This window comes from Pseudomonas sp. PAMC 29040, assembly GCF_003994535.1.
Classification (GTDB): Bacteria; Pseudomonadota; Gammaproteobacteria; order Pseudomonadales; family Pseudomonadaceae; genus Aquipseudomonas; species Aquipseudomonas paraversuta.
On sequence record NZ_RZAA01000001.1, the window covers coordinates 460,121 to 478,583 of the forward strand.

An 18,463-nucleotide genomic window follows, 5' to 3' on the forward strand; every position below is an offset into this window, starting at 1 on the left:
GTAAGCGATTAGCATTCCAATCAGAATGCTAAAGTGAAATCTGACAATATATCAGCCCTTAGCGTCCACGATTTCGATACGCAGAGACACAGATGAAGAGATAGCTGTTCTGCGATGAAACAGTCGCCCCTGCCACTCTCTTCAGGATGCACAACGCAACACCACCGAAAAAATGTATGTAAGGAAAGTGGTGAGGAGTAACTCCCCATTGTTTGCGGCTTTCCACCAGCCATCCCCGCAGCATCGAGCCATTCGAATCCATCGGAAATGGCACAATGGTAAGGTTTCACAATTCGGCTTACGCATGGCGACGTCCTGTCGTAGCGTTGCTGCTCACCAGTATCTTCATCACTCAGCTCGCCGCCGCAGCTAACGATGGGTATGAGCGTGAACACCTGGCGGCCGTCGCCCGCCAGCTCGACCTGCTTGACCGTCTGGCCAAACAATCCGCCAGCACCGCCCCCGAGTCTCGATCCCGCTATCACTTCGACTATCGGCGTCTGGACGCTGACCTGCAGCGCATGCGGTCGGGCATCAACGACTACCTGACGCCCCAGCGTGCACAGCCACGCGATCCCTCTGCACTGCTTGGCGATTACCGCCAGGACGCCGAACAGGAGGATGACCGATGAACGCCAACCAGCTTGCCGCCTTTCAGGCCAATGGAGGCTTCACCCCCTCTGCTGTCGCCGGCGTACTGCTCGGCACCGTGTTCGCAACTCTGCTGCTGTGGGGCGTATGGGCCCTGCGCACAGCCTATGTCGGCTGGTCGGAACAGCGGATTTCCCAGCGTCAGTTCGTCGGCGTTGCGGTGAGGTTTATCGCGATGTACGTGGTGCTGACTTTTTTCCTGCTCTCCTAACGCAAAGGCTCACATCATGAACCTGCTCTCGTATCGCTTGCATTCGGCACGTATGGCCGTCCTGGCTTCGGCATCCACACTCGCCATGCTGCCGACGTTTGCCCGGGCCGACCTCCCAACCCTGGAAGATCCGTCGAGGGGTACCGGCTCCGGCATCATGGAGACGCTGCGCAATTACGGTTACGACATCGTGATGCTCGTTGCCTTGCTGGTGGTCGCCTCGATGTTTGTCGGTGTCTGCTACCACGCCTACGGTACCTATGCGGAAATCCACACGGGCCGCAAAACCTGGGGGCAATTCGGCCTGACGGTGGCCGTGGGCGCCGTCCTGCTGGTCGTTGGTGTCTGGCTGCTCACTGAAGCCACCGGCGTGCTCTAGGAGTCATGCCATGAGCACGCATCTGGACATTCGGCCTGACGGGACGGTGGTGTTTCTTCCACACCGTCTCAACCGTCACCCCGTGGTCGTCCGCGGCCTTACCGCGGATGAGCTGTGGATCTGCGCCGGGCTGTCGGCGGCAGGCAGCCTGGTGGTTGGCGTGCCGCTGGCCTTCGTATTTTCGACGATCGCCATCGTGCCCACGGCCATCATGCTGGGCATCGCTGCCGGGGTGTTTGCAGGTGGAGGCATGCTACGTCGCCAGAAACGTGGCAGACCCGATACCTGGCTGTATCGCCAACTGCAGTGGCGTATTGCACAGCGTCATCCAGCCTTAGCGTCTTTTGTGGGCGCGCACGCGTTAGTGATCCGATCGGGTTACTGGAGCACGCGCAGGAGCAAGGCAGCGTGAGCCGGTTCAAGAACGAAATCACTCACCTCCAGTCGCACATCAAGACCTTGCGGCTGGGGCTTGGCGCACTACTTGTTATCGCCTTGGTGATGGGCGGCGGCTGGTGGAGCGCACCGCGTGACCTGACCGTGCACGTCCCGCCCGACCTGCGCTCCGGCAGTACGCGGAAATGGTGGGAAGTGCCACCCGAAAGCGTCTACGCCTTCTCGTTCTACATCTGGCAGCAACTCCAGCGCTGGCCCACCAACGGTGACGAAGACTATGCGCGCAACATTCATGTACTGGCGCCCTACTTCACCCCCGCCTGCCAGACCTTTCTGCGCAATGACTATGAATACCGCCGTACGGCAGGTGAGTTGCGTCAGCGAGTACGAGGCCTCTATGAGATCCCGGGGCGCGGCTACGGCGAGAACCCAACCCAGCGGGTGAAAGTCGTCTCCGACCGCGACTGGATCGTCACGCTTGATGTGACGGCGGATGAGTACTACGGCGCCGAGCAGGTCAAGCGAGCGCTGGTTCGTTACCCGCTCAAGGTCGTACGGGTGGACGTCGACCCCGAGCGCAACCCTTTCGGCCTGGTCCTGGACTGCTACAGCGGCGCACCGCAACGCATCATCAGCCCCGACCCTGTCACACCTGCCAGCACCACGCCGGGCGGGCTGGGTGGCGCTATGGGAGAGACGCCATGAAACACCTGCTCTGTGCCTTCAGCCTGCTGCTCACCGTTGTGTTGTCGCCGACAGTCCACGCCGTGGAGATCCTGCGCTGGGAGCGCCTGCCCCTGGCGGTTTCCCTGGTCGTGGATCAGGAGCGGATCGTGTTCATCGACCGCAACGTCCGCGTGGGGGTGCCTACCTCGCTCGCCGGACGCCTGCGGGTACAAAGTGCCGGTGGTGCACTCTATCTGCGCGCCAGTGAGCCCATCGAACCGACACGCCTGCAACTGCAGGATGCTGACAACGGGACACTGATCCTGCTGGACATCGCGGCCGAGCCCGCTGTGACAGGCCAGGCGGCGATGGAGCCAGTGCGTATTGTTGAGGCTGAGGGCCCTGCTCAACGCTACGGCCAGACGCAGACATCTCAGGGCAGTCATGGCAGTGTCGACACAACCGCCCCGCCTCGCGCCGCCCATGAAACGCCTGTGCCCGTGGTGCTGACCCGCTACGCCGCGCAGAACCTGTACGCCCCACTGCGCACGGTCGACTCCGTTCCTGGCGTGACGCGCGTGAACCTGCGCCGCCATCTGCCCCTAGATACGCTGCTGCCCACCCTGCCCGTTCAGGCCAGAGCCATCGCCGCCTGGCGGCTGGATGATCTGTGGGTGACCGCCGTCAGGTTGGCCAACAGGTCGACCCGCTGGCTCGCCCTGGATCCGCGCGAACTGCAGGGTAATTTCACGAACGCAACGTTTCAGCATTCAGCCCTGGGCCCTGTCGGTACCCCGGAAGACACCTCGGTGGTTTACCTGGTGACCCGAGGGCATGGCGTGGCCGAATCTCTGTTGCCGGCAGTCAGCCCGATCAATGCGGTGCTGAACCTGCCGTCCCCCTCAACGCCAACCCCGAAGGACGGAGCGCGTCATGAAAGGTAACGGTCTGCTGAAGTGGCTGATGGTGCCCATGGCGCTCTTGCTGGTGTTCGTCGGGATCAAGCTGTTTTCCGGCGGTAACGGCCAACCGGTCAATGACGGCACTCCCCGACTGACGTCACAAGAGGCAAAAGCATTGGGTATCGAAGGCGATACGCCTCGCGACACCGTGGCGACGCTGGTAGGTCAGGTCAAACAACTGCGTACCGAATTGCAGGGTGCGATGGCGGACAACAAAACGCAGAAGTCTGAAAACGAGCGGTTGCGTCAGCGTGAAGGCTCAATTGACCGGCGCATCCAAAGTGCGCTGGAGACTGAACGCAACCAGTTGCGCAACGACCGTGAACAGGTCTCCAGTGAGCGGCAGCAAGCTCAGGGCTTGCTGCAAGACCTGCAGCGTCAAATCGAAGGGCTGTCCAGTCAGCGTGGCGATGCCGACCTTCCCATCGGTCTGGGCCTGAAGCCCGGGGACGGCGATGGACTCGGCAGTGACGGTATTCACTGGATTGAACCGGACGATGCCAGGCGCGATGGCAAAAGTAGCGCCTCCGGCAAGCGCGACAGCTTCAGCTTCCCCACCCGTTTCGGGCCCGCGCAGAAGACGCTGGAAGCGACCCGGGAGACCGTCGTGGAAGCTGGCAGCAAGGCGGCGGGTGTATCCACCGCAACGCCAGTTTACACCGTACCAACCAACGCGACGCTGATGGGCTCGATTGCGATGACTGCGTTGATCGGGCGCGTGCCAGTGGACGGTACGGTGAATGACCCCTACCCGTTCAAGGTCCTCATTGGTCCCGACAACCTCACCGCCAACGGCATCGACCTCCCCGAGGTGTCCGGCGCGGTGGTCAGCGGTACCGCATCAGGCGACTGGACGCTGTCCTGCGTGCGCGGCCAGGTCCGCAGTGTGACGTTCGTGTTCCATGACGGCACCATCCGCACCGTGCCCGAAGAGGGCGAGCGCGGTGGCAACCAGCAGCAAGACAACAGGGGCAGCAACGCTACCCAGGAGGGCCTGGGCTGGATCAGCGATCCCTATGGCATCCCGTGCGTTTCAGGTGAACGCCGCAGCAACGCCCAGCAGTACCTCAGCAGTCAGGCGCTGATTACGGCGGCGGGTGCCGGGGCCGCATCGCTGATCAAATCGGACAATGACAGCGTCGCCGTGGTGGCCAACAACAACGGTTCGATGGGCACCGTGGGTATTACCGGCAACGAAGCGGTGGGCCGCATCCTCGCGGGCGGTGTGCAGGACATGTCGCAGTGGGTGAACAAGCTCTACGGGCAGGCCTTCGCAGCCGTCTACGTCAAGCCCGGCGCCCAAGTCGCCGTCCATCTCGAACAACCCCTCACCATCGACTACGACCCCAAAGGTCGTCGCGTCGATCACCGTCTCGGAGGAGCTCCCCATGCACAGGATCTGGACTAACGGCCTGACGGTCCTCATGGTGGCCGCGGTCCTGGCCGGCTGTTCGACCAGCAAGGAAAAGATGCTGCCACATGACGGCAACACCATGCTCGATATCTGGAACGAGGAGACCGGCGGTGCCGCGCGTAGCGGACAGAGCGCGCAGCAACTGCTGGACGCCCGGCAGTCGCTGCGCCGGCCACTCACGCAAGACGATATAAACGCGGCGCCGACTGTCAACGCAAGCTATACCCGCACCGCACAGAACGAGATCTACCGGCAGTTTCACCGCCTGCCCAATCCGGACCTTGTGATGTACGTCTTTCCCCATCTGGCAGGCACTGATCCCGCTCCCATTCCCGGATACACAACCGTCTTTCCCCTGTACCAGCGGGTCCAGTACGCCATGCCCAGTGAGCGGGTCGAGGATTACTGATGCGCTGGCCATTTTCCCGCGTACCTGAGACAACTCAGACGGACAGGCCAACCCCGGATGCCTGGGAGCGCCATGTTGCCGAACTGCAGGCTCACGGCATTCCGGCGCCGGGCAAGCCTGGTGCCGCGCGGCGGCGTCCTGCAACACAGGCCGACGAGCAGGCGCTTTATGACGTCGTACCCTCATTCGCTGATCTGTTGCCCTGGGTCGAATACCTGCCCGATTCAAAATGCATGCTGCTCGAAGACGGCGTCTCCGTCGCGGCATTTTTTGAATTGATGCCCGTGGGTACGGAGGGCCGTGAGGCGGCCTGGCTTGCGCAGGCGCGCGACGCCCTGGAAAACGCACTACAGGACAGTTTCGATGAACTGGATGAATCGCCCTGGGTGATGCAGCTCTACGCTCAGGACGAGACCGACTGGAACCCGTACCTTGCCTCCCTGCGCAGTTATCTCCAGCCACGGGCACAGGGCAGCGCCTTCAGCGAGTTCTACCTGCGCTTTTTCGGTCACCATCTGCGGGCCGTTGCCAAACAGGGTGGCCTGTTCGAGGACCGCACAGTCACCAAGCTACCCTGGCGCGGCCAAACGCGCCGCGTCCGCCTGGTGGTGTATCGGCGTGCAGGGAGTGCGCCCGCCCGACGCGGGCAATCCCCCGAGCAGGCATTGAATGTCATTTGCGACCGGCTGCTCGGCGGCCTGTCCAATGCGGGCATACGCGCCCGTCGCCTGCAGGCGGCAGATATTCATGCCTGGCTGGTGCTTTGGTTCAACCCGCGGCCAACGATGCTCGGCCCCACGTTAGAAGACCGCGAACGCTTCTACCGCCTCACGGCCTATCCGACGGAGTCCGAACCCGGCGAGCTGGAACTGGCCAGTGGTACGGATTTCGCACAGCGCCTGTTTTTCGGCCAGCCCCGCTCTGACGTCGAAAACGGCCTGTGGTACTTCGACGACCTGCCCCACCGAACCGTTGTTGTCGACCGGTTGCGCACGCCGCCCAACACCGGGCACATCACCGGGGAAACCCCCAAGGGCGGTGATGCGATCAATGCTCTGATGGATCAGATGCCCGAAGACACCGTGATGTGCCTGACGATGGTCGTCACGCCGCAGGACATCCTCGAGGCGCACCTGAATCACCTGGCGAAAAAGGCAGTTGGTGAAACCCTGGCCTCGGAACAGGCATTGAAGGACGTCCAGCAGGCGCGCGGCCTGATTGGCAGTGCACACAAGCTGTATCGCGCCTCGCTGGCGTTCTACCTGCGGGGTCAGGACATGGCAGACCTCAAGACCCGCGGTCTGCAACTGGGCAACGTCCTGCTCAACGCAGGCCTGCAACCGGTACGCGAAGAAAATGAAGTCGCGCCGCTCAACAGCTATCTGCGCTGGTTGCCCTGTGTCTATGACCCGGGCAAAGACAAACGTCAGTGGTACACCCAGCTGATATTCGTGCAGCATGTAGCCAACCTGGCACCGACCTGGGGCCGCAGTGCCGGCACCGGCCGCCCCGGGATCACCTTCTTCAACCGTGGCGGCGGCACCATCACCTTTGATCCGTTGAACCGACTCGACCGCCAGATGAATGCACACCTGTTCCTGTTCGGCCCCACCGGTTCAGGCAAGTCGGCCACGCTCAACAACATCCTCAACCAGATCACCGCCATCTACCGGCCACGCCTGTTCATCGTGGAAGCCGGTAACAGCTTTGGCCTCTACGGTGAGTTCGCCGCGCGCCTGGGGCTGACGGTGCATCGCGTCAGGCTTTCGCCCGGTGCAGGCGTGAGCCTTGCGCCCTTCGCCGACGCCTGGCGCCTGGTCGACACGCCCAGCCAGGTCCAGACACTCGATGCCGACGCGCTCGATGAAGAATCCGCCGAGGGCGATGCCAGTGCTGACGAGCAACGCGACGTGCTGGGTGAACTGGAAATCACCGCGCGATTGATGATCACCGGCGGGGAGGACAAAGAGGAAGCCAGGATGACCCGCGCCGATCGCAGCCTGATCCGCCAGTGCATCCTCGAGGCCGCCCATCGCTGCGTGACAGAAAAGCGCACGGTACTGACCCGTGATGTACGCAATGCGCTGCGCGAACGTGGTCGCGATTCGACGTTGCCCGAGACACGTCGTACCCGCCTGCTGGAAATGGCCGATGCGATGGACATGTTCTGCCAGGGCGTCGATGGCGAGATGTTCGACAGGCCGGGTACGCACTGGCCGGAGGCCGATATCACAATTGTCGACCTGGCGACGTTCGCGCGCGAGGGCTACAACGCGCAGCTGTCGATTGCCTATATCTCGCTGATCAACACCGTCAACAACATCGCCGAGCGCGACCAGTTCCTCGGCCGCCCGATCATCAATGTCACCGATGAAGGCCACATCATCACCAAGAACCCGCTGCTCGCGCCCTACGTGGTCAAGATCACCAAGATGTGGCGAAAACTGGGCGCCTGGTACTGGCTGGCAACGCAGAACCTGGACGATTTGCCGAAAGCCGCCGAACCCATGCTCAACATGATCGAGTGGTGGATTTGCCTGAGCATGCCCCCGGACGAGGTGGAGAAGATTGCCCGGTTCCGCGAACTGAACGCCTCGCAGAGGGCCCTGATGCTGTCTGCGCGCAAGGAAGCCGGAAAATTCACCGAGGGGGTGATTTTGTCAAAATCAATGGAATTGCTGTTCCGTGCGGTACCGCCCAGCCTGTACCTGGCGCTGGCAATGACGGAACCCGAAGAGAAAGCCGAACGTTTTCAGTTGATGCAGCAGCACGGCATCAGTGAACTGGAAGCCGCGCTACGGGTTGCCGACCAGATCGACCGGGCGCGGGGCATCGAGCCGCTGCGCTACGATCTGTTTGATTGACGTCGAGGATTCCGCCATGCCTTCGCCCACTTTCCTCCTCTACCGTCAGTGGCCGTGCGGAGTCTGGCTGCTGGGGTGGGTGATTGCTGGCCTGCTCGTGCTCTGGCTTTGGTCGTGGGCCGACGAGTCGCATGAGTCAACCCACACGTCGGACGCCACCGCTGCCCAGCACCCGGCCGGCCCACCTTGGCGCTATGGACGTATGAATGCGCGCTTCACCATTGTCGAATACGCCGACCTCGAATGCCCCTACTGCAAGGCCTATGATCCCATCCTGCGGCATTGGATCGACCAGCACCCTGAGGTGAATCTGCAATGGCACCACCTGCCGCTAGCCATGCACGAGCCGGCAGCGACTCGACAGGCGCGTCTGGCCGAATGCATCGGCGAGTCCCACGGCCATGATGCGTTCTGGCAAGCCATCACCTGGATCTACCAGCACACCCGCAGCGACGGCCAGGGCCTGCCGCCCGACACCGAGTACCCCGGCCAGGACCCAACCGTGCAAGCCTGCCTCGCCAGTGAGCGGCCCGACACCATCATCCAGGGGCAGGCCAACGAAGCACGCCATGGCGGCGTGAGCGCCACCCCGACCCTGCGTCTGATCGACCACCACAGCGGCCAGTCACTGACCCTGGCCGGCCCGGCCGAAGGCGACGCGTTGCTGTCGGCATTGGACCTACTGGTGTCCAACGGTACAGCGCCAAACGCAGCACAACTTCATCACCAAATGCCTGCCGACGTTGTCGGCGACATGCCCAGATAGCCCGCGGTCTTCAAGGCTATGCCGCGGTTTCGACCGCGTTGACTGCACGCCAGTTCGCCACGCATCCCCCGAGCGAACGGTCATCCGCGCAAGCGGTGGCGGATGCCTATCGTCACTGTCTCCGGAGGGTCCGCCCTCCAGGGACGGCTGCCTCCAATTCCTAAAGGAGGTTCCCATGTCCACATCCCTCGCCATGATCAGTGGTAATGCTTCACTCAATCCCGTCGGCACACCGGACGACGACCAAATCATCGAACAGGCGTTGCTCATCCTTGAGCAGCGAGTGTTCACTCGTGGCCCCTCGCTGCAAAGCCCGGAGGATGTGCGCAATTTCCTGCAGCTGAAAATCGCAGCACAGCCGCATGAAGTCTTTGGCGCCGTGTTCCTCGATTCGAAGCATCAGGTGCTGGCCTACGAGCCTTTGTTCCAAGGCACTATCGACAGCGCCAGCGTCTATCCACGGGTGGTGCTCAAGCGCTGCCTGGACCATAACGCCGCCGCTCTGGTGCTCTGCCACCATCACCCTTCCGGCTGTACTGAACCCAGTACGGCGGACGAAACGTTGACCCAGCGATTGAAGGAGATATTGGGACAGGTCGATATCCGTCTGCTGGATCACTTCATCATCGGGAAAGGCGATCCTTATTCGTTCGCCGAACACGGATTGATCTGATCCTCTTCGCGCCAGCTTGCTGACGCTCCAACACCCCATCGGAAGCGATGCTTTCGATGGGGTATCTGCTGTCCACGAAATACCGCGATTCATAGGCGCATGGAAACCGGGCACCTCCCATTTCCGATTGTTTGTTGTCGCGTTAAGCGCGATGCGTTGCACTACCGAGGTCATGAACCACTGGATGCTGCGCCATGTTGTGTTCTCTTTCCCCCGGCCCGATCAGGTGCCTGGCCTTGGCCATTGCGCTGTGTGCCTCTGCGGCTAGTGCAATGGATATCTGGGTCATCACCGACCGCCAACATCCCGTGCAAGGTACACCTGACCGACTGATCGAGCTGGATGCACCCGCGCGTATTGAAGCCGAACTGTCGACCGATCTTCCAAGTGATGTCCAGCAAGCGTCACTCTTGGTACAGCAGCGCCTCAAGCACGGCGGCCCCGCGCTGCAACAACGTCTGGCGAGGGCCTACCAGGGCGTGACCGATGCCTGGAGCCTGGGCATCACGACCCTTCCCGCCATCGTCGTGGATCAACGCTACGTAGTTTATGGCGAGCCGGGCGTCGCCAAAGTGATCGCACGCATCGAGGCCTACCGGAGGACTCAACCATGAAGTGTGCCCGTCTTCGGCGTACCGGCATCGCCACCATTTTGTTGACGGCCGCCTCGTCATCATTCGCGCTCAACACCGCGACCATCGTGTCTTCCACTTTGTCCCCATCGTGCCTGGAATACCGGATCGTAGGGATCTGCTACTGGCTGCTCTGCACGCCGTTTGGCTGCTCGGTGCGGACGTCCACCAAGGTGCGCCACTACATTCCGGATGCCGTGGTTTCGAATTACTCCAACACCGGTGAGAACCCGTGGATCGAAGTGCGGGCCATGAGCGCCCCCAACGTGACGGCCCAGGCAGGCGGCGACGGCACGACGAACCATGACAATGAAAGCAACATGGCGAAGTTCAAGAACGCCGACGTGATCGGCCATCCCGGCGGCCATGTGTTCGGCCAATTCGCCAGCACCTCAGGTTACGCCTGCAAAGGTGCCGGCACCGCGTTTATGCCATACCTGCTGAGCACGCTCGACACTATCGCGTGGCGCTACAACATCCCCGAAATGGTGTACCCCGAAGCACTGACGCCCGGCGAGCGCGAGATCGGCACACGCAGCACGTTCAACCTGTGGGGCGCCGTCTATCCGCGCGGCGGATTTCTGCATCAGGTCGACGATTACAAGGCCGGCGCCGTGGTCGCCCAACGCGCCGGGGACATCGTCACCCGGCGGGGGCAATTGCATGTCTATCAGCCATTGCTCGCGAACTCGCAGCCCGGTTACTGGCCGGCCGGAGCGCTGGAGGAAAGCAATGCCTCGACCGGCAAGTGGCAGGAGCTGACGCCGCGTCTTTCCAACCGCTGCGTGGTGTTCCCCCACAGCGAACCGCTGGCCCAGGCCCAGCAAGGTGATTATGCCTGGGCGCTTTGGCGCCCATACAGCTGTTGCGAACGCCGCGGGCAGACGTTCCTCGGCAGTACAGACTTCAACTGAGGGGAAAACAATGAAGCGTCCTGTCACCCTCTTCCAATTGCCGTTGCGGTGGCAGGTAACCCTTCTGGCCAGCGCGCTGGTGCTGGTCAGCAACCTGGTATCGGCCCAACCCGACGGTTTCCAGAACAGCGGCAGCGTGATTGGCGACGACCTCATGTATTCGATTGGTGGCGGCAGCGCGGTGTCCATGAGCCGCGCGGCCGGCATGCATTCTCTCGGTGTGGGCGCGGGCTGGAACAGCAACCTGATGTGCGGTGACATGAACATCAGCACCACAATCCAGAACCAGCTCAACGGCCTCACCAATGGTTTTCAGAACATCATGAGCAGCGTGATCCAGAACGCGACGAGCGCGGTCGCATCGTTGCCGGCGCTGATCATTCAGCGGGCAGACCCCGGCCTCTACAACCTGTTGACCAACGGTATTCTTCAGGCCAGGCTCGATTTCGATCGTTCCAAACTGACCTGCCGCGCGATGGCCGAGAATATGGCCGACACAGCAGGCGGCCAGATGGGCTGGAATCAACTCGCCGAGGGCATGGCGTTGCGCCAGGCGGTGGCGAGCACTGACGCGGTGTTGGCCATCGAACAGGCGGAGACCAGCCGGGGCAAGGATGGCGTGCCTTGGGTGGGCGGCGGCAATGCTGGCGGTGCCGGCCAGCCGTCGATCAAAGTGATCAGCGACGTAACGCGTGCCGGCTACAACCTGGTCAATGGCCGCAGTGCAACCGACCCAACATCCATCGACCCGGCGAGCTGCAATAGCCTGGCCTGCCAGACCTGGTCGTCGCCGCAAGCGGCCACCGACTGGGCCACACGCGTGCTCGGCGAACAAGAGCAGCGCACCTGCGAGACCTGTACCAAGACCCAAACCGTGCCAGGCGTCGGGTTGACGCCGCTGATTCAGGAAGAGTACGAGACCAAGCTGGAAACGCTGCAGGAATTGATCAGCGGCGCCCGCCATACCACCTCTGAGAACTTGCGTGCAGCCGGCAGTACATCCTTGCCGGTTACCCGCGGCGTTATCGAAGCCCTACGTGACGAGCCCGACCAAGATGTCCTCGCCCACCGCCTAGCGTCCGAGGTAGCGCTGGCGTCGGTACTGGAAAAGGCTCTGCTGCTGCAGCGCACACTATTGACCGGCAAGAAAGAACCCAACGTAGCGGCTAACCAATTGGCCGTCGAAGCGGTCAATCATGAAAACGACACACTCGACCGCGAGATCCTTAACCTCAAAACCGAACTGGAGATCAGGCGCGAGCTGGCAAACAACTCGCCGATGACGATCATTCAGCGCCATGGCACGCGCGCGTCAGGCTCGCGTGGTATCTACGAGGGCGACCCGGTGCCGGATCGCCTCGACCAGTTACAGCGCTCCCATCCAGGAGGCACGCCATGAACGAAGCATGGCTACGGCCGCGCTGGCTCCTCAACAGCCGTGTCGCCAGGGCATTGCTATGGACGCTGCTGCTCGTTGCGCTGGCAGTGGCGGCCAACATCGCCGGCCTCTATCTGGTCGGCAGCATTGTCGGCTGGGAACGCTGGCTGGCGGACTCGGCTGGCTACTTCCTGTTGTGGCGGCTCTGTCTCTACGGGGCAACCGTCTATGGCTGGGTGTGGATGCGCCGTCGGCTGCTGACACGCGAGTCGGATGCCTCGGCACGGCGCCGGCTGCTACGTACCGAGATCGCCGGCCTCATCGCGATCGTCGCACTGGAGGCCGGCCTGCTGATGCAGGCGGTCTAACGGGAGACCTCGAACATGACGCTTTTCACCACTGACTATCTGGAGTATTACCTGACCCTCGTGGGCTGGATCGTCCACAACGGCATCTGGTCGGTGCTGGTCTCCAGCGGCGTGTTTGCCATTCCCTTCATAGCCATTATTATCCAGGAATGGCTCAAAGCACGTACTGAAGGGGCCGACGAAGGCAACAAGGGCGTACTGTCCTCGATGCGCATCGAGAACCGCATCTGGGTGGCCATCGTCGTGCTGATGTTCGCCGGCATCCCGTTTATCGATATTGACCTCGGCACGATCAAGTACGACCAGGCGCGATCGGCACAGTGCCAGGTTAATGCTCCGCAACCTACGGATACCGGCTGGTCGCAGTCATTCAGCACGCTCAACAACCAGAGCGCCAAGGTGCCGGTGTGGTGGGCCTTCATGCATGCACTCTCGCGTGCGGTAACGGGGGCCTCGGTGGCAGCGATCCCGTGCGGAACAGATCTGCGGCAAATGAGGATGGAGATCAACGCCACGCGCATTGACGACCCCCTCCTCGCACAGGACGTGGCGGACTTCACCCACGACTGCTATGGACCCGCCAGGGCGAAATTGTTCATGAGCCGGCCGGAGCTGGATGAAGCGCAGATGCATGACGTGACCTGGATCGGCTCGGCCTACTTCGTCAACACTGGTGGCTACTATGACACCTACCACTCACGCACGCCGCGCGATGCCTGGCCCTATGATACCGACCGCGACGCGGGCCTTGCGCAGGTGCCCGGCGGGGGCGGCTACCCGACCTGCCAGCAATGGTGGAGCGACAATAGCAATGGTCTGCGGGCACGTCTGCTGGGCCAGGTCGATCCCAGCTTGCTTACACGCCTGGCCGGCTGGGCAGGCTTTCTGAGCCGCAGCGAGGTCGACGGCTCGGTCATCCGCGCAATCGCCTCCCCGCGCCAACAGAAGCTCAACCAGGGAACGGTTTACACCGATTATGGTGGCCAGATCGACAAGACCTTGCCGAACATCGTTACCCGCACGGCGGGCGACGTAGGTCTTGCGGTGGGAGCCATTCCTGCATTTCCGGCGATGGACGTGGTGCGCCAGGCCCTGCCGATGGTCTTGTCGCTGCTGAAAATGGCCTTGGTGATCTGCATCCCGCTGGTGCTGTTGATGGGCACCTACGAGCTGAAGACCGTGGTCACCATCAGCGTGGTCCAGTTCGCGCTGTTCTTCGTCGACTTCTGGTTCCAGCTCGCTCGCTGGATCGACAGCACCATCCTCGACGCGCTCTACGGCTCGGGCTGGGGTTGGAACCGGCCCGTCACTAATTTCGATCCAGTGATGGGGTTGAACAACTCCTTTGGCGATCTGTTGCTGAACTTCGTCATGGGGACGATGTTCATTGTGCTGCCAACCTTCTGGGTGATGGCGCTATCTTGGGCGGGTATCCAAGCAGGGAACATTCTTCAGGGGCTTGTTGGCGCTACAGGAGATGCAAAAGCCGCCGGTGGAAAGGGACCCGATGCATTGATGAAGGCCGTTTCAAAGAAATGAGCGGGTAGTCAATTGTCATCATGAACGTGCGGATCAATGCGATAGCCATCATACGTGTAAAGTCCGAAGCCGGCTGGTCCGTTTTTCCACTCAGGCTCAGACGTTTCATCTACTTCTGCGTTATTTGCTACCCGGGAGATGACCACGCCGAATATCAGCAGCAGGACCAGCCAGAACGCGGTATAGAGCAGCACAGCCAGTACCGCGAGCTTGACGCCCCAGATCAACACAGCCGCCGCTGGCGTAGGCACGCCTTGCCCAATCAGCCATCCCGATACCCGCCGCTCTCTGCACACATAAGCACGCCATCTGCGGCCGAGCCAGCGGCCAAAGCGTTCTGCATTGCTGATGCGAGTTCTTGTGCTCATAGTCATCACCTGCTAAGCGCGTTGAACAATTACTCCAGTTTGCTCCAATTCTGCCGGCTGGCTGTCACCAACGCGTTCCAGTCGTCTGGCGGATTTCCACGACCCAGCATCTTCTCAAACACCGCATACGGATCGGATTTGCTCCCCGAGGCACGCAGCGTTTGCTCATCGTTGACCCAAGCGTAGACAATCACTTTCGCCCTCGAGTCATAACGGAAGAACAGCCGAAACCGTCTCCCAATCTTGGCCCTTCGCCAGTGGCGGTATTCCGGCCCCAGTGTATTTCCTTGACGGTACTCATCGCGCGCCGGCTCACCGGGAACGATTTCAAGCACCAGTTGGCTCAGGGCTCGGAACAGCTTGACGTTGGCATTGGATGCAAATCCTATCGGGTCATTCTGCTCCGCACGCTGCGCGGCGGTATACAACCTCTGCAACTGCTCGATCACACAGTCGTGGAAGAGTAGCGTCCATCCGTGCCGCTGCATCAGAGCGCCACTTCGCCGTCAATCTCGTTGGTCAGATTCACGTCATGCCCAGCCTGCATCAGCATGGCGTGAGCCAGTTCGTCCGGCAACCCGCGAACATGCCGGCCAGCCTCGATATCGCGGGCCAACAGACTCAGAAACGCGCCGATGGCCGGATCTTCGTGCTCGGCATTCGCGCGGGTGACGACAATCTGCCCATCCTCGCCCAGGTCGAAGGCTACCTTGCCGCCGGTATCGACGCCCAACGCCTGACGGATCGGCTTGGGCAGCGTGATCTGGCCCTTCGATGTGAGCGTGGCTAGTTCATGAATGGCTGGCATGGCGTGGCGTGCTCCTTGGATGACAGTTTTTCCGATGGTAAGGAATATTCCTTTCCTCGTCAAGGCAGATTGGCGAGATCTTCAGACGCCGGTAGGCGGATCGCGCTCACCTCAAAAAAGGAGTGACCCCGTGTCGGATAGCTTGTAGAGCGACTCCCCGAGCCGAGCTACATGTAAAGGCTTCGATAAAGGTCAAAGGGCTGGGAAGGGTCAATGGAATGGGGGCAAGGGGAAAGGCTCTAACCGGAAAAGGAAAAGGCTCTCCCATCCACCGCAACTTCAGGTGACATCATGTTCGCGTTGTTCCAACGAAAACGCTCGGGGTCGGTACCGATGGCTCCCACGGAAGCGGCTGTAAAAGGTAAGGGGCTGACGCGGCCTGAGTCGGCCGCATCGCTGCTGGCCACGCCACGCCGGCAGAAGCTGCTGGAACACATCTGGCAACGTACTTCGCTCTCACGCAAGCAGTTCGCAACCCTGTACCTCTCGCCCCTGGAACGTTACGCCGAGTTGGTCCAGCAATTCCCCGCGTCGGAAAGCCATCATCATGCCTATCCAGGCGGCATGCTCGATCACGGGCTGGAAATCGTCGCCTACGCGCTCAAGCTGCGGCAATCGCACCTTCTTCCAGCAGGCACAACACCAGAGGACCAAGTGGCACAAGCCGAAGCCTGGACAGCCGCCGTTGCCTACGCAGCGCTCCTGCACGATATTGGCAAGATCGCCGTCGACCTTCATGTCGAATACGCCGACGGCAACACCTGGCACCCCTGGCACGGACCATTATTGCATCCGTACCGCTTCCGCTATCGCAAGGAGCGTGAGTACCGGCTGCACAGTGCTGCGACTGGGCTACTCTACAACCGCCTGCTTGATTGTCACATCCTGGACTGGCTCAGCGACTATCCCGCTCTGTGGTCGTCGTTACTGTATGTACTGGCAGGCCAATATGAACATGCCGGCGTGCTCGGTGAGCTCGTAACCCAGGCCGACCGTGCCTCTGTCGCTCAGGAGTTGGGGGGCGATCCGGCCAGGGCGATGGCGGCGCCGAAACATGCACTGCAACGTAAACTGCTGGAAGGCCTGCGCTTCCTGATCAAGGAAGAATTGAAGCTGAACCAGCCCCAAGCATCAGATGGCTGGCTGACACAGGACGCCTTGTGGCTCGTCAGTAAGACAGTCTCAGACAAGCTGCGCGCACACCTGCTTTCGCAAGGCATCGAAGGGATCCCGTCGAGTAACACCGCAGTATTCAACGTTCTGCAAGATCACGGCATGCTTCAGCCAACAGCCGATGACAAGGCCATCTGGAAGGCAGTCATCACGAGCGAGGGAGGATGGTCGCACACATTCACCTTGCTGCGATTGGCCCCAGCCTTGATCTGGGACACTGGGGAGCGGCCCCCGCCGTTTAGCGGCACCGTGAAGGTCGTACCGGAAGAGGCTGCGTCAATAGAGTCTGCCACCCGCATACCGCCCAATGGCGAAGCCGCTACGATGACGGTGAACGGAAGGCCTTCATCCGCACCAGTGATACCAGCCGCAACCGCGGCCCCTGCGGATGGCTTAGACGACCTACTGGAATTGTTCGTCACACCGAATACCGCGCCAACTCTGTCGCCACCACCAGACGCCTTCCCTGAACAAGAGCCAACTCAACAAAAAACTGATGCGCCTGCTACTTCATCAACATCTGTTATACAGGAGCAAACCCCATGGACGCGGCCCTCAGGCGAACACTTCATGATTTGGCTGCGCCAGCACATTGATACCCGCAAACTGATCATCAATGACGCGAGGGCTCTGGTGCATACCGTGGCCAATACCGTGTACCTGGTGAGTCCTGGGCTGTTTCAACGTTACGCACAGGAACACCCACAGGCAGCTGTCTTCGCCAAAGAAGAAAAGACGACAGACTGGCAGTGGGTGCAAAAACGCTTTGAGAAGCTGGACTTGCACCGAAAGCAGGAGAACGGCCTGAACATCTGGACCTGTGAAGTCATTGGCCCGCGTAAAACACGCAGACTGCATGGTTACCTTCTGAATGACCCTCTTCGGCTGTTCAATGACGTTCCTTTGAACAACCCCTACCTCACTGTGTTGCCGACGATAAACTCTGCAGCGCAGCACACGAGCTGAATATGAAAAGTTGGTTCTCGCAGGCTACACAGAGACCGCGCGACAGGCATACAAGGATGGGTGGAGGTTTGCGCCCATCCTTCAGTGAAACCTAAGTGGTTTACGCGGAAACCTTTATAGATAAACAGCTTGCGACGCAAATATCTTAGTTTTCTCCTTATCTCGGCATGACCCCATTTACGAGTGGTTGCTCAATCAGGCCGAAATTGAAGTCAAGCAGATTCCAACGACCGTCGAATCATTGATCCGACCTCTGGTCGAGAGAACGTCAAAACTAGCCTAATAATGCGTGCTTGAGCACCGAATCGGTAGTGGTCTGATAGTGGCATGAGAGCAATTCGCACGCCATGTCGATGTCCTTGGCAAGTGCCGCCTCCATCAGCTGTCGATGTTCATTTTGGACATCACGTCCATGGCTTTGCGGGTAGTGCATTGACAGAAAACGGTATCGCGCCGTCTGGTCACGCAACGATACGCAGAGACGCAGCAATGTCGCCGAATTGCAGCTTGATATCAGCGCTTGATGGAACACGTCGTGTGCGTTTTCCCATTCGAGTTTCAGCAGTCGCTCCGGGCCTTCGACTATGGTCAGGCGATCCATTCGGTGGTGGGCGGCCAGGACTCGGCTCTCCCACTCCACATCGCCCTGACGAATCGAATCCGCCAACACCTTGCATTCGATGTGCAAGCGCGCGGCGGTGATGTCTGCGATTTCTGCGGCCGAGATCCGGCCGACACTAAAGCCTTTCTGATCGGCCGCTGAGACGAAACCGCTGCTGGCCAGGCGCGACAACGCCTCGCGTAAAGGAATGACTCCCACGTCGTAGGCATCCGCCAGCTCTTTGAGGCGCAGGCGACTACCCGGTGCTAGATGTCCGTTGATGATGTCCTGGCGAATTCTGGCTTCAAGCTGTGAGGCCATGGTG

Annotated in this window: 21 protein-coding genes; 17 read left to right on the top strand and 4 right to left on the bottom strand. The window is 60.9% G+C overall.

Features of this window, described 5'->3' with window-relative positions; genetic code table 11:
* Positions 1 to 275: 275 nt before the first annotated feature.
* From WG29040_RS01985 to WG29040_RS02060, 16 genes are all read left to right on the top strand, one after another.
* Positions 276 to 632, top strand: a complete 357-nt coding sequence (locus tag WG29040_RS01985) for an RAQPRD family integrative conjugative element protein (protein ID WP_127195531.1) — start codon at positions 276 to 278, stop codon at positions 630 to 632.
* Entirely contained in the window at positions 629 to 862 is a 234-nt protein-coding gene (locus tag WG29040_RS01990) for a TIGR03758 family integrating conjugative element protein (RefSeq protein ID WP_127195532.1), read from the top strand. The genes WG29040_RS01985 and WG29040_RS01990 overlap by 4 nt, the downstream gene beginning before the upstream one ends.
* 52 nt (positions 863 to 914) lie before the next feature.
* Entirely contained in the window at positions 915 to 1,241 is a 327-nt protein-coding gene (locus tag WG29040_RS01995) for a TIGR03745 family integrating conjugative element membrane protein (protein WP_228392642.1), read from the top strand.
* 10 nt (positions 1,242 to 1,251) lie between these two features.
* Positions 1,252 to 1,653, top strand: coding sequence for a TIGR03750 family conjugal transfer protein (locus WG29040_RS02000; protein WP_127195533.1), 402 nt, complete (start codon positions 1,252 to 1,254; stop codon positions 1,651 to 1,653).
* A complete protein-coding gene (locus WG29040_RS02005; protein ID WP_127195534.1) occupies positions 1,650 to 2,342 on the top strand; it encodes a PFL_4703 family integrating conjugative element protein in 693 nt (230 codons plus the stop codon). Before WG29040_RS02000 ends, WG29040_RS02005 begins: the two co-directional genes overlap by 4 nt.
* Entirely contained in the window at positions 2,339 to 3,247 is a 909-nt protein-coding gene (locus WG29040_RS02010; RefSeq protein WP_127195535.1) for a TIGR03749 family integrating conjugative element protein, read from the top strand. The genes WG29040_RS02005 and WG29040_RS02010 overlap by 4 nt, the downstream gene beginning before the upstream one ends.
* Entirely contained in the window at positions 3,237 to 4,673 is a 1,437-nt protein-coding gene (locus tag WG29040_RS02015) for a TIGR03752 family integrating conjugative element protein (protein WP_127195536.1), read from the top strand. The genes WG29040_RS02010 and WG29040_RS02015 overlap by 11 nt, the downstream gene beginning before the upstream one ends.
* Positions 4,654 to 5,088 (top strand): TIGR03751 family conjugal transfer lipoprotein, encoded by a 435-nt coding sequence (locus tag WG29040_RS02020; protein WP_127195537.1) that lies wholly within the window; start codon positions 4,654 to 4,656, stop codon positions 5,086 to 5,088. Before WG29040_RS02015 ends, WG29040_RS02020 begins: the two co-directional genes overlap by 20 nt.
* On the top strand, positions 5,088 to 7,952 hold the full coding sequence (locus WG29040_RS02025; protein WP_127195538.1) for a conjugative transfer ATPase: 2,865 nt from the start codon (positions 5,088 to 5,090) through the stop codon (positions 7,950 to 7,952). The genes WG29040_RS02020 and WG29040_RS02025 overlap by 1 nt, the downstream gene beginning before the upstream one ends.
* 16 nt (positions 7,953 to 7,968) lie before the next feature.
* Positions 7,969 to 8,718, top strand: coding sequence for a thioredoxin domain-containing protein (locus WG29040_RS02030; protein ID WP_127195539.1), 750 nt, complete (start codon positions 7,969 to 7,971; stop codon positions 8,716 to 8,718).
* A 193-nt stretch (positions 8,719 to 8,911) separates the two neighbouring features.
* Entirely contained in the window at positions 8,912 to 9,391 is a 480-nt protein-coding gene (gene radC / locus WG29040_RS02035) for a DNA repair protein RadC (protein WP_256681511.1), read from the top strand.
* A gap of 194 nt (positions 9,392 to 9,585) precedes the next feature.
* Complete coding sequence (locus WG29040_RS02040; protein ID WP_127195541.1) at positions 9,586 to 10,005, top strand: TIGR03757 family integrating conjugative element protein; 420 nt, start codon at positions 9,586 to 9,588, stop codon at positions 10,003 to 10,005.
* Complete coding sequence (locus WG29040_RS02045; RefSeq protein ID WP_127195542.1) at positions 10,002 to 10,937, top strand: TIGR03756 family integrating conjugative element protein; 936 nt, start codon at positions 10,002 to 10,004, stop codon at positions 10,935 to 10,937. Before WG29040_RS02040 ends, WG29040_RS02045 begins: the two co-directional genes overlap by 4 nt.
* A gap of 10 nt (positions 10,938 to 10,947) precedes the next feature.
* Complete coding sequence (locus WG29040_RS02050; protein WP_127195543.1) at positions 10,948 to 12,336, top strand: integrating conjugative element protein; 1,389 nt, start codon at positions 10,948 to 10,950, stop codon at positions 12,334 to 12,336.
* Complete coding sequence (locus WG29040_RS02055; protein ID WP_127195544.1) at positions 12,333 to 12,683, top strand: hypothetical protein; 351 nt, start codon at positions 12,333 to 12,335, stop codon at positions 12,681 to 12,683. Before WG29040_RS02050 ends, WG29040_RS02055 begins: the two co-directional genes overlap by 4 nt.
* Before the next feature lie 15 nt (positions 12,684 to 12,698).
* Entirely contained in the window at positions 12,699 to 14,222 is a 1,524-nt protein-coding gene (locus tag WG29040_RS02060; RefSeq protein WP_127195545.1) for a conjugal transfer protein TraG N-terminal domain-containing protein, read from the top strand.
* A gap of 8 nt (positions 14,223 to 14,230) precedes the next feature.
* On the opposite strand, the gene WG29040_RS02065 is transcribed toward WG29040_RS02060, so the two are convergent.
* Genes WG29040_RS02065 through WG29040_RS02075 form a run of 3 tightly spaced genes read right to left on the bottom strand, consistent with a single transcriptional unit; the run spans position 14,231 to position 15,398 of the window.
* A complete protein-coding gene (locus tag WG29040_RS02065; RefSeq protein ID WP_127195546.1) occupies positions 14,231 to 14,590 on the bottom strand; it encodes a DUF3742 family protein in 360 nt (119 codons plus the stop codon).
* A gap of 29 nt (positions 14,591 to 14,619) precedes the next feature.
* Positions 14,620 to 15,078 (bottom strand): type II toxin-antitoxin system YhaV family toxin, encoded by a 459-nt coding sequence (locus WG29040_RS02070; RefSeq protein ID WP_127195547.1) that lies wholly within the window; start codon positions 15,076 to 15,078, stop codon positions 14,620 to 14,622.
* Positions 15,078 to 15,398, bottom strand: a complete 321-nt coding sequence (locus tag WG29040_RS02075; RefSeq protein ID WP_028622332.1) for a type II toxin-antitoxin system PrlF family antitoxin — start codon at positions 15,396 to 15,398, stop codon at positions 15,078 to 15,080. The genes WG29040_RS02070 and WG29040_RS02075 overlap by 1 nt, the downstream gene beginning before the upstream one ends.
* Before the next feature lie 291 nt (positions 15,399 to 15,689).
* On the opposite strand from WG29040_RS02075, the gene mobH reads away from it, so the two are divergent.
* Positions 15,690 to 17,537, top strand: a complete 1,848-nt coding sequence (gene mobH / locus WG29040_RS02080; protein ID WP_127195548.1) for a MobH family relaxase — start codon at positions 15,690 to 15,692, stop codon at positions 17,535 to 17,537.
* A 274-nt stretch (positions 17,538 to 17,811) separates the two neighbouring features.
* On the opposite strand, the gene WG29040_RS02085 is transcribed toward mobH, so the two are convergent.
* Positions 17,812 to 18,459: a GntR family transcriptional regulator gene (locus WG29040_RS02085; protein ID WP_127195549.1), complete on the bottom strand. Its 648-nt coding sequence runs from the start codon at positions 18,457 to 18,459 to the stop codon at positions 17,812 to 17,814.
* Positions 18,460 to 18,463 lie beyond the last annotated feature (4 nt).

What these genes read in the sequence shown, in the direction of transcription:
- WG29040_RS01985 (WP_127195531.1), top strand. Translation starts at nt 276, where the DNA reads ATGGTAAGGTTTCACAATTCGGCTTACGCATGGCGACGTCCTGTCGTA.
- WG29040_RS01990 (WP_127195532.1), top strand. Translation starts at nt 629, where the DNA reads ATGAACGCCAACCAGCTTGCCGCCTTTCAGGCCAATGGAGGCTTCACC.
- WG29040_RS01995 (WP_228392642.1), top strand. Translation starts at nt 915, where the DNA reads ATGGCCGTCCTGGCTTCGGCATCCACACTCGCCATGCTGCCGACGTTT.
- WG29040_RS02000 (WP_127195533.1), top strand. Translation starts at nt 1,252, where the DNA reads ATGAGCACGCATCTGGACATTCGGCCTGACGGGACGGTGGTGTTTCTT.
- WG29040_RS02010 (WP_127195535.1), top strand. Translation starts at nt 2,339, where the DNA reads ATGAAACACCTGCTCTGTGCCTTCAGCCTGCTGCTCACCGTTGTGTTG.
- WG29040_RS02015 (WP_127195536.1), top strand. Translation starts at nt 3,237, where the DNA reads ATGAAAGGTAACGGTCTGCTGAAGTGGCTGATGGTGCCCATGGCGCTC.
- WG29040_RS02020 (WP_127195537.1), top strand. Translation starts at nt 4,654, where the DNA reads ATGCACAGGATCTGGACTAACGGCCTGACGGTCCTCATGGTGGCCGCG.
- WG29040_RS02025 (WP_127195538.1), top strand. Translation starts at nt 5,088, where the DNA reads ATGCGCTGGCCATTTTCCCGCGTACCTGAGACAACTCAGACGGACAGG.
- WG29040_RS02030 (WP_127195539.1), top strand. Translation starts at nt 7,969, where the DNA reads ATGCCTTCGCCCACTTTCCTCCTCTACCGTCAGTGGCCGTGCGGAGTC.
- radC (WP_256681511.1), top strand. Translation starts at nt 8,912, where the DNA reads ATGATCAGTGGTAATGCTTCACTCAATCCCGTCGGCACACCGGACGAC.
- WG29040_RS02040 (WP_127195541.1), top strand. Translation starts at nt 9,586, where the DNA reads ATGTTGTGTTCTCTTTCCCCCGGCCCGATCAGGTGCCTGGCCTTGGCC.
- WG29040_RS02045 (WP_127195542.1), top strand. Translation starts at nt 10,002, where the DNA reads ATGAAGTGTGCCCGTCTTCGGCGTACCGGCATCGCCACCATTTTGTTG.
- WG29040_RS02050 (WP_127195543.1), top strand. Translation starts at nt 10,948, where the DNA reads ATGAAGCGTCCTGTCACCCTCTTCCAATTGCCGTTGCGGTGGCAGGTA.
- WG29040_RS02055 (WP_127195544.1), top strand. Translation starts at nt 12,333, where the DNA reads ATGAACGAAGCATGGCTACGGCCGCGCTGGCTCCTCAACAGCCGTGTC.
- WG29040_RS02060 (WP_127195545.1), top strand. Translation starts at nt 12,699, where the DNA reads ATGACGCTTTTCACCACTGACTATCTGGAGTATTACCTGACCCTCGTG.
- WG29040_RS02065 (WP_127195546.1), bottom strand. Translation starts at nt 14,590, where the DNA reads ATGAGCACAAGAACTCGCATCAGCAATGCAGAACGCTTTGGCCGCTGG.
- WG29040_RS02070 (WP_127195547.1), bottom strand. Translation starts at nt 15,078, where the DNA reads ATGCAGCGGCACGGATGGACGCTACTCTTCCACGACTGTGTGATCGAG.
- WG29040_RS02075 (WP_028622332.1), bottom strand. Translation starts at nt 15,398, where the DNA reads ATGCCAGCCATTCATGAACTAGCCACGCTCACATCGAAGGGCCAGATC.
- mobH (WP_127195548.1), top strand. Translation starts at nt 15,690, where the DNA reads ATGTTCGCGTTGTTCCAACGAAAACGCTCGGGGTCGGTACCGATGGCT.
- WG29040_RS02085 (WP_127195549.1), bottom strand. Translation starts at nt 18,459, where the DNA reads ATGGCCTCACAGCTTGAAGCCAGAATTCGCCAGGACATCATCAACGGA.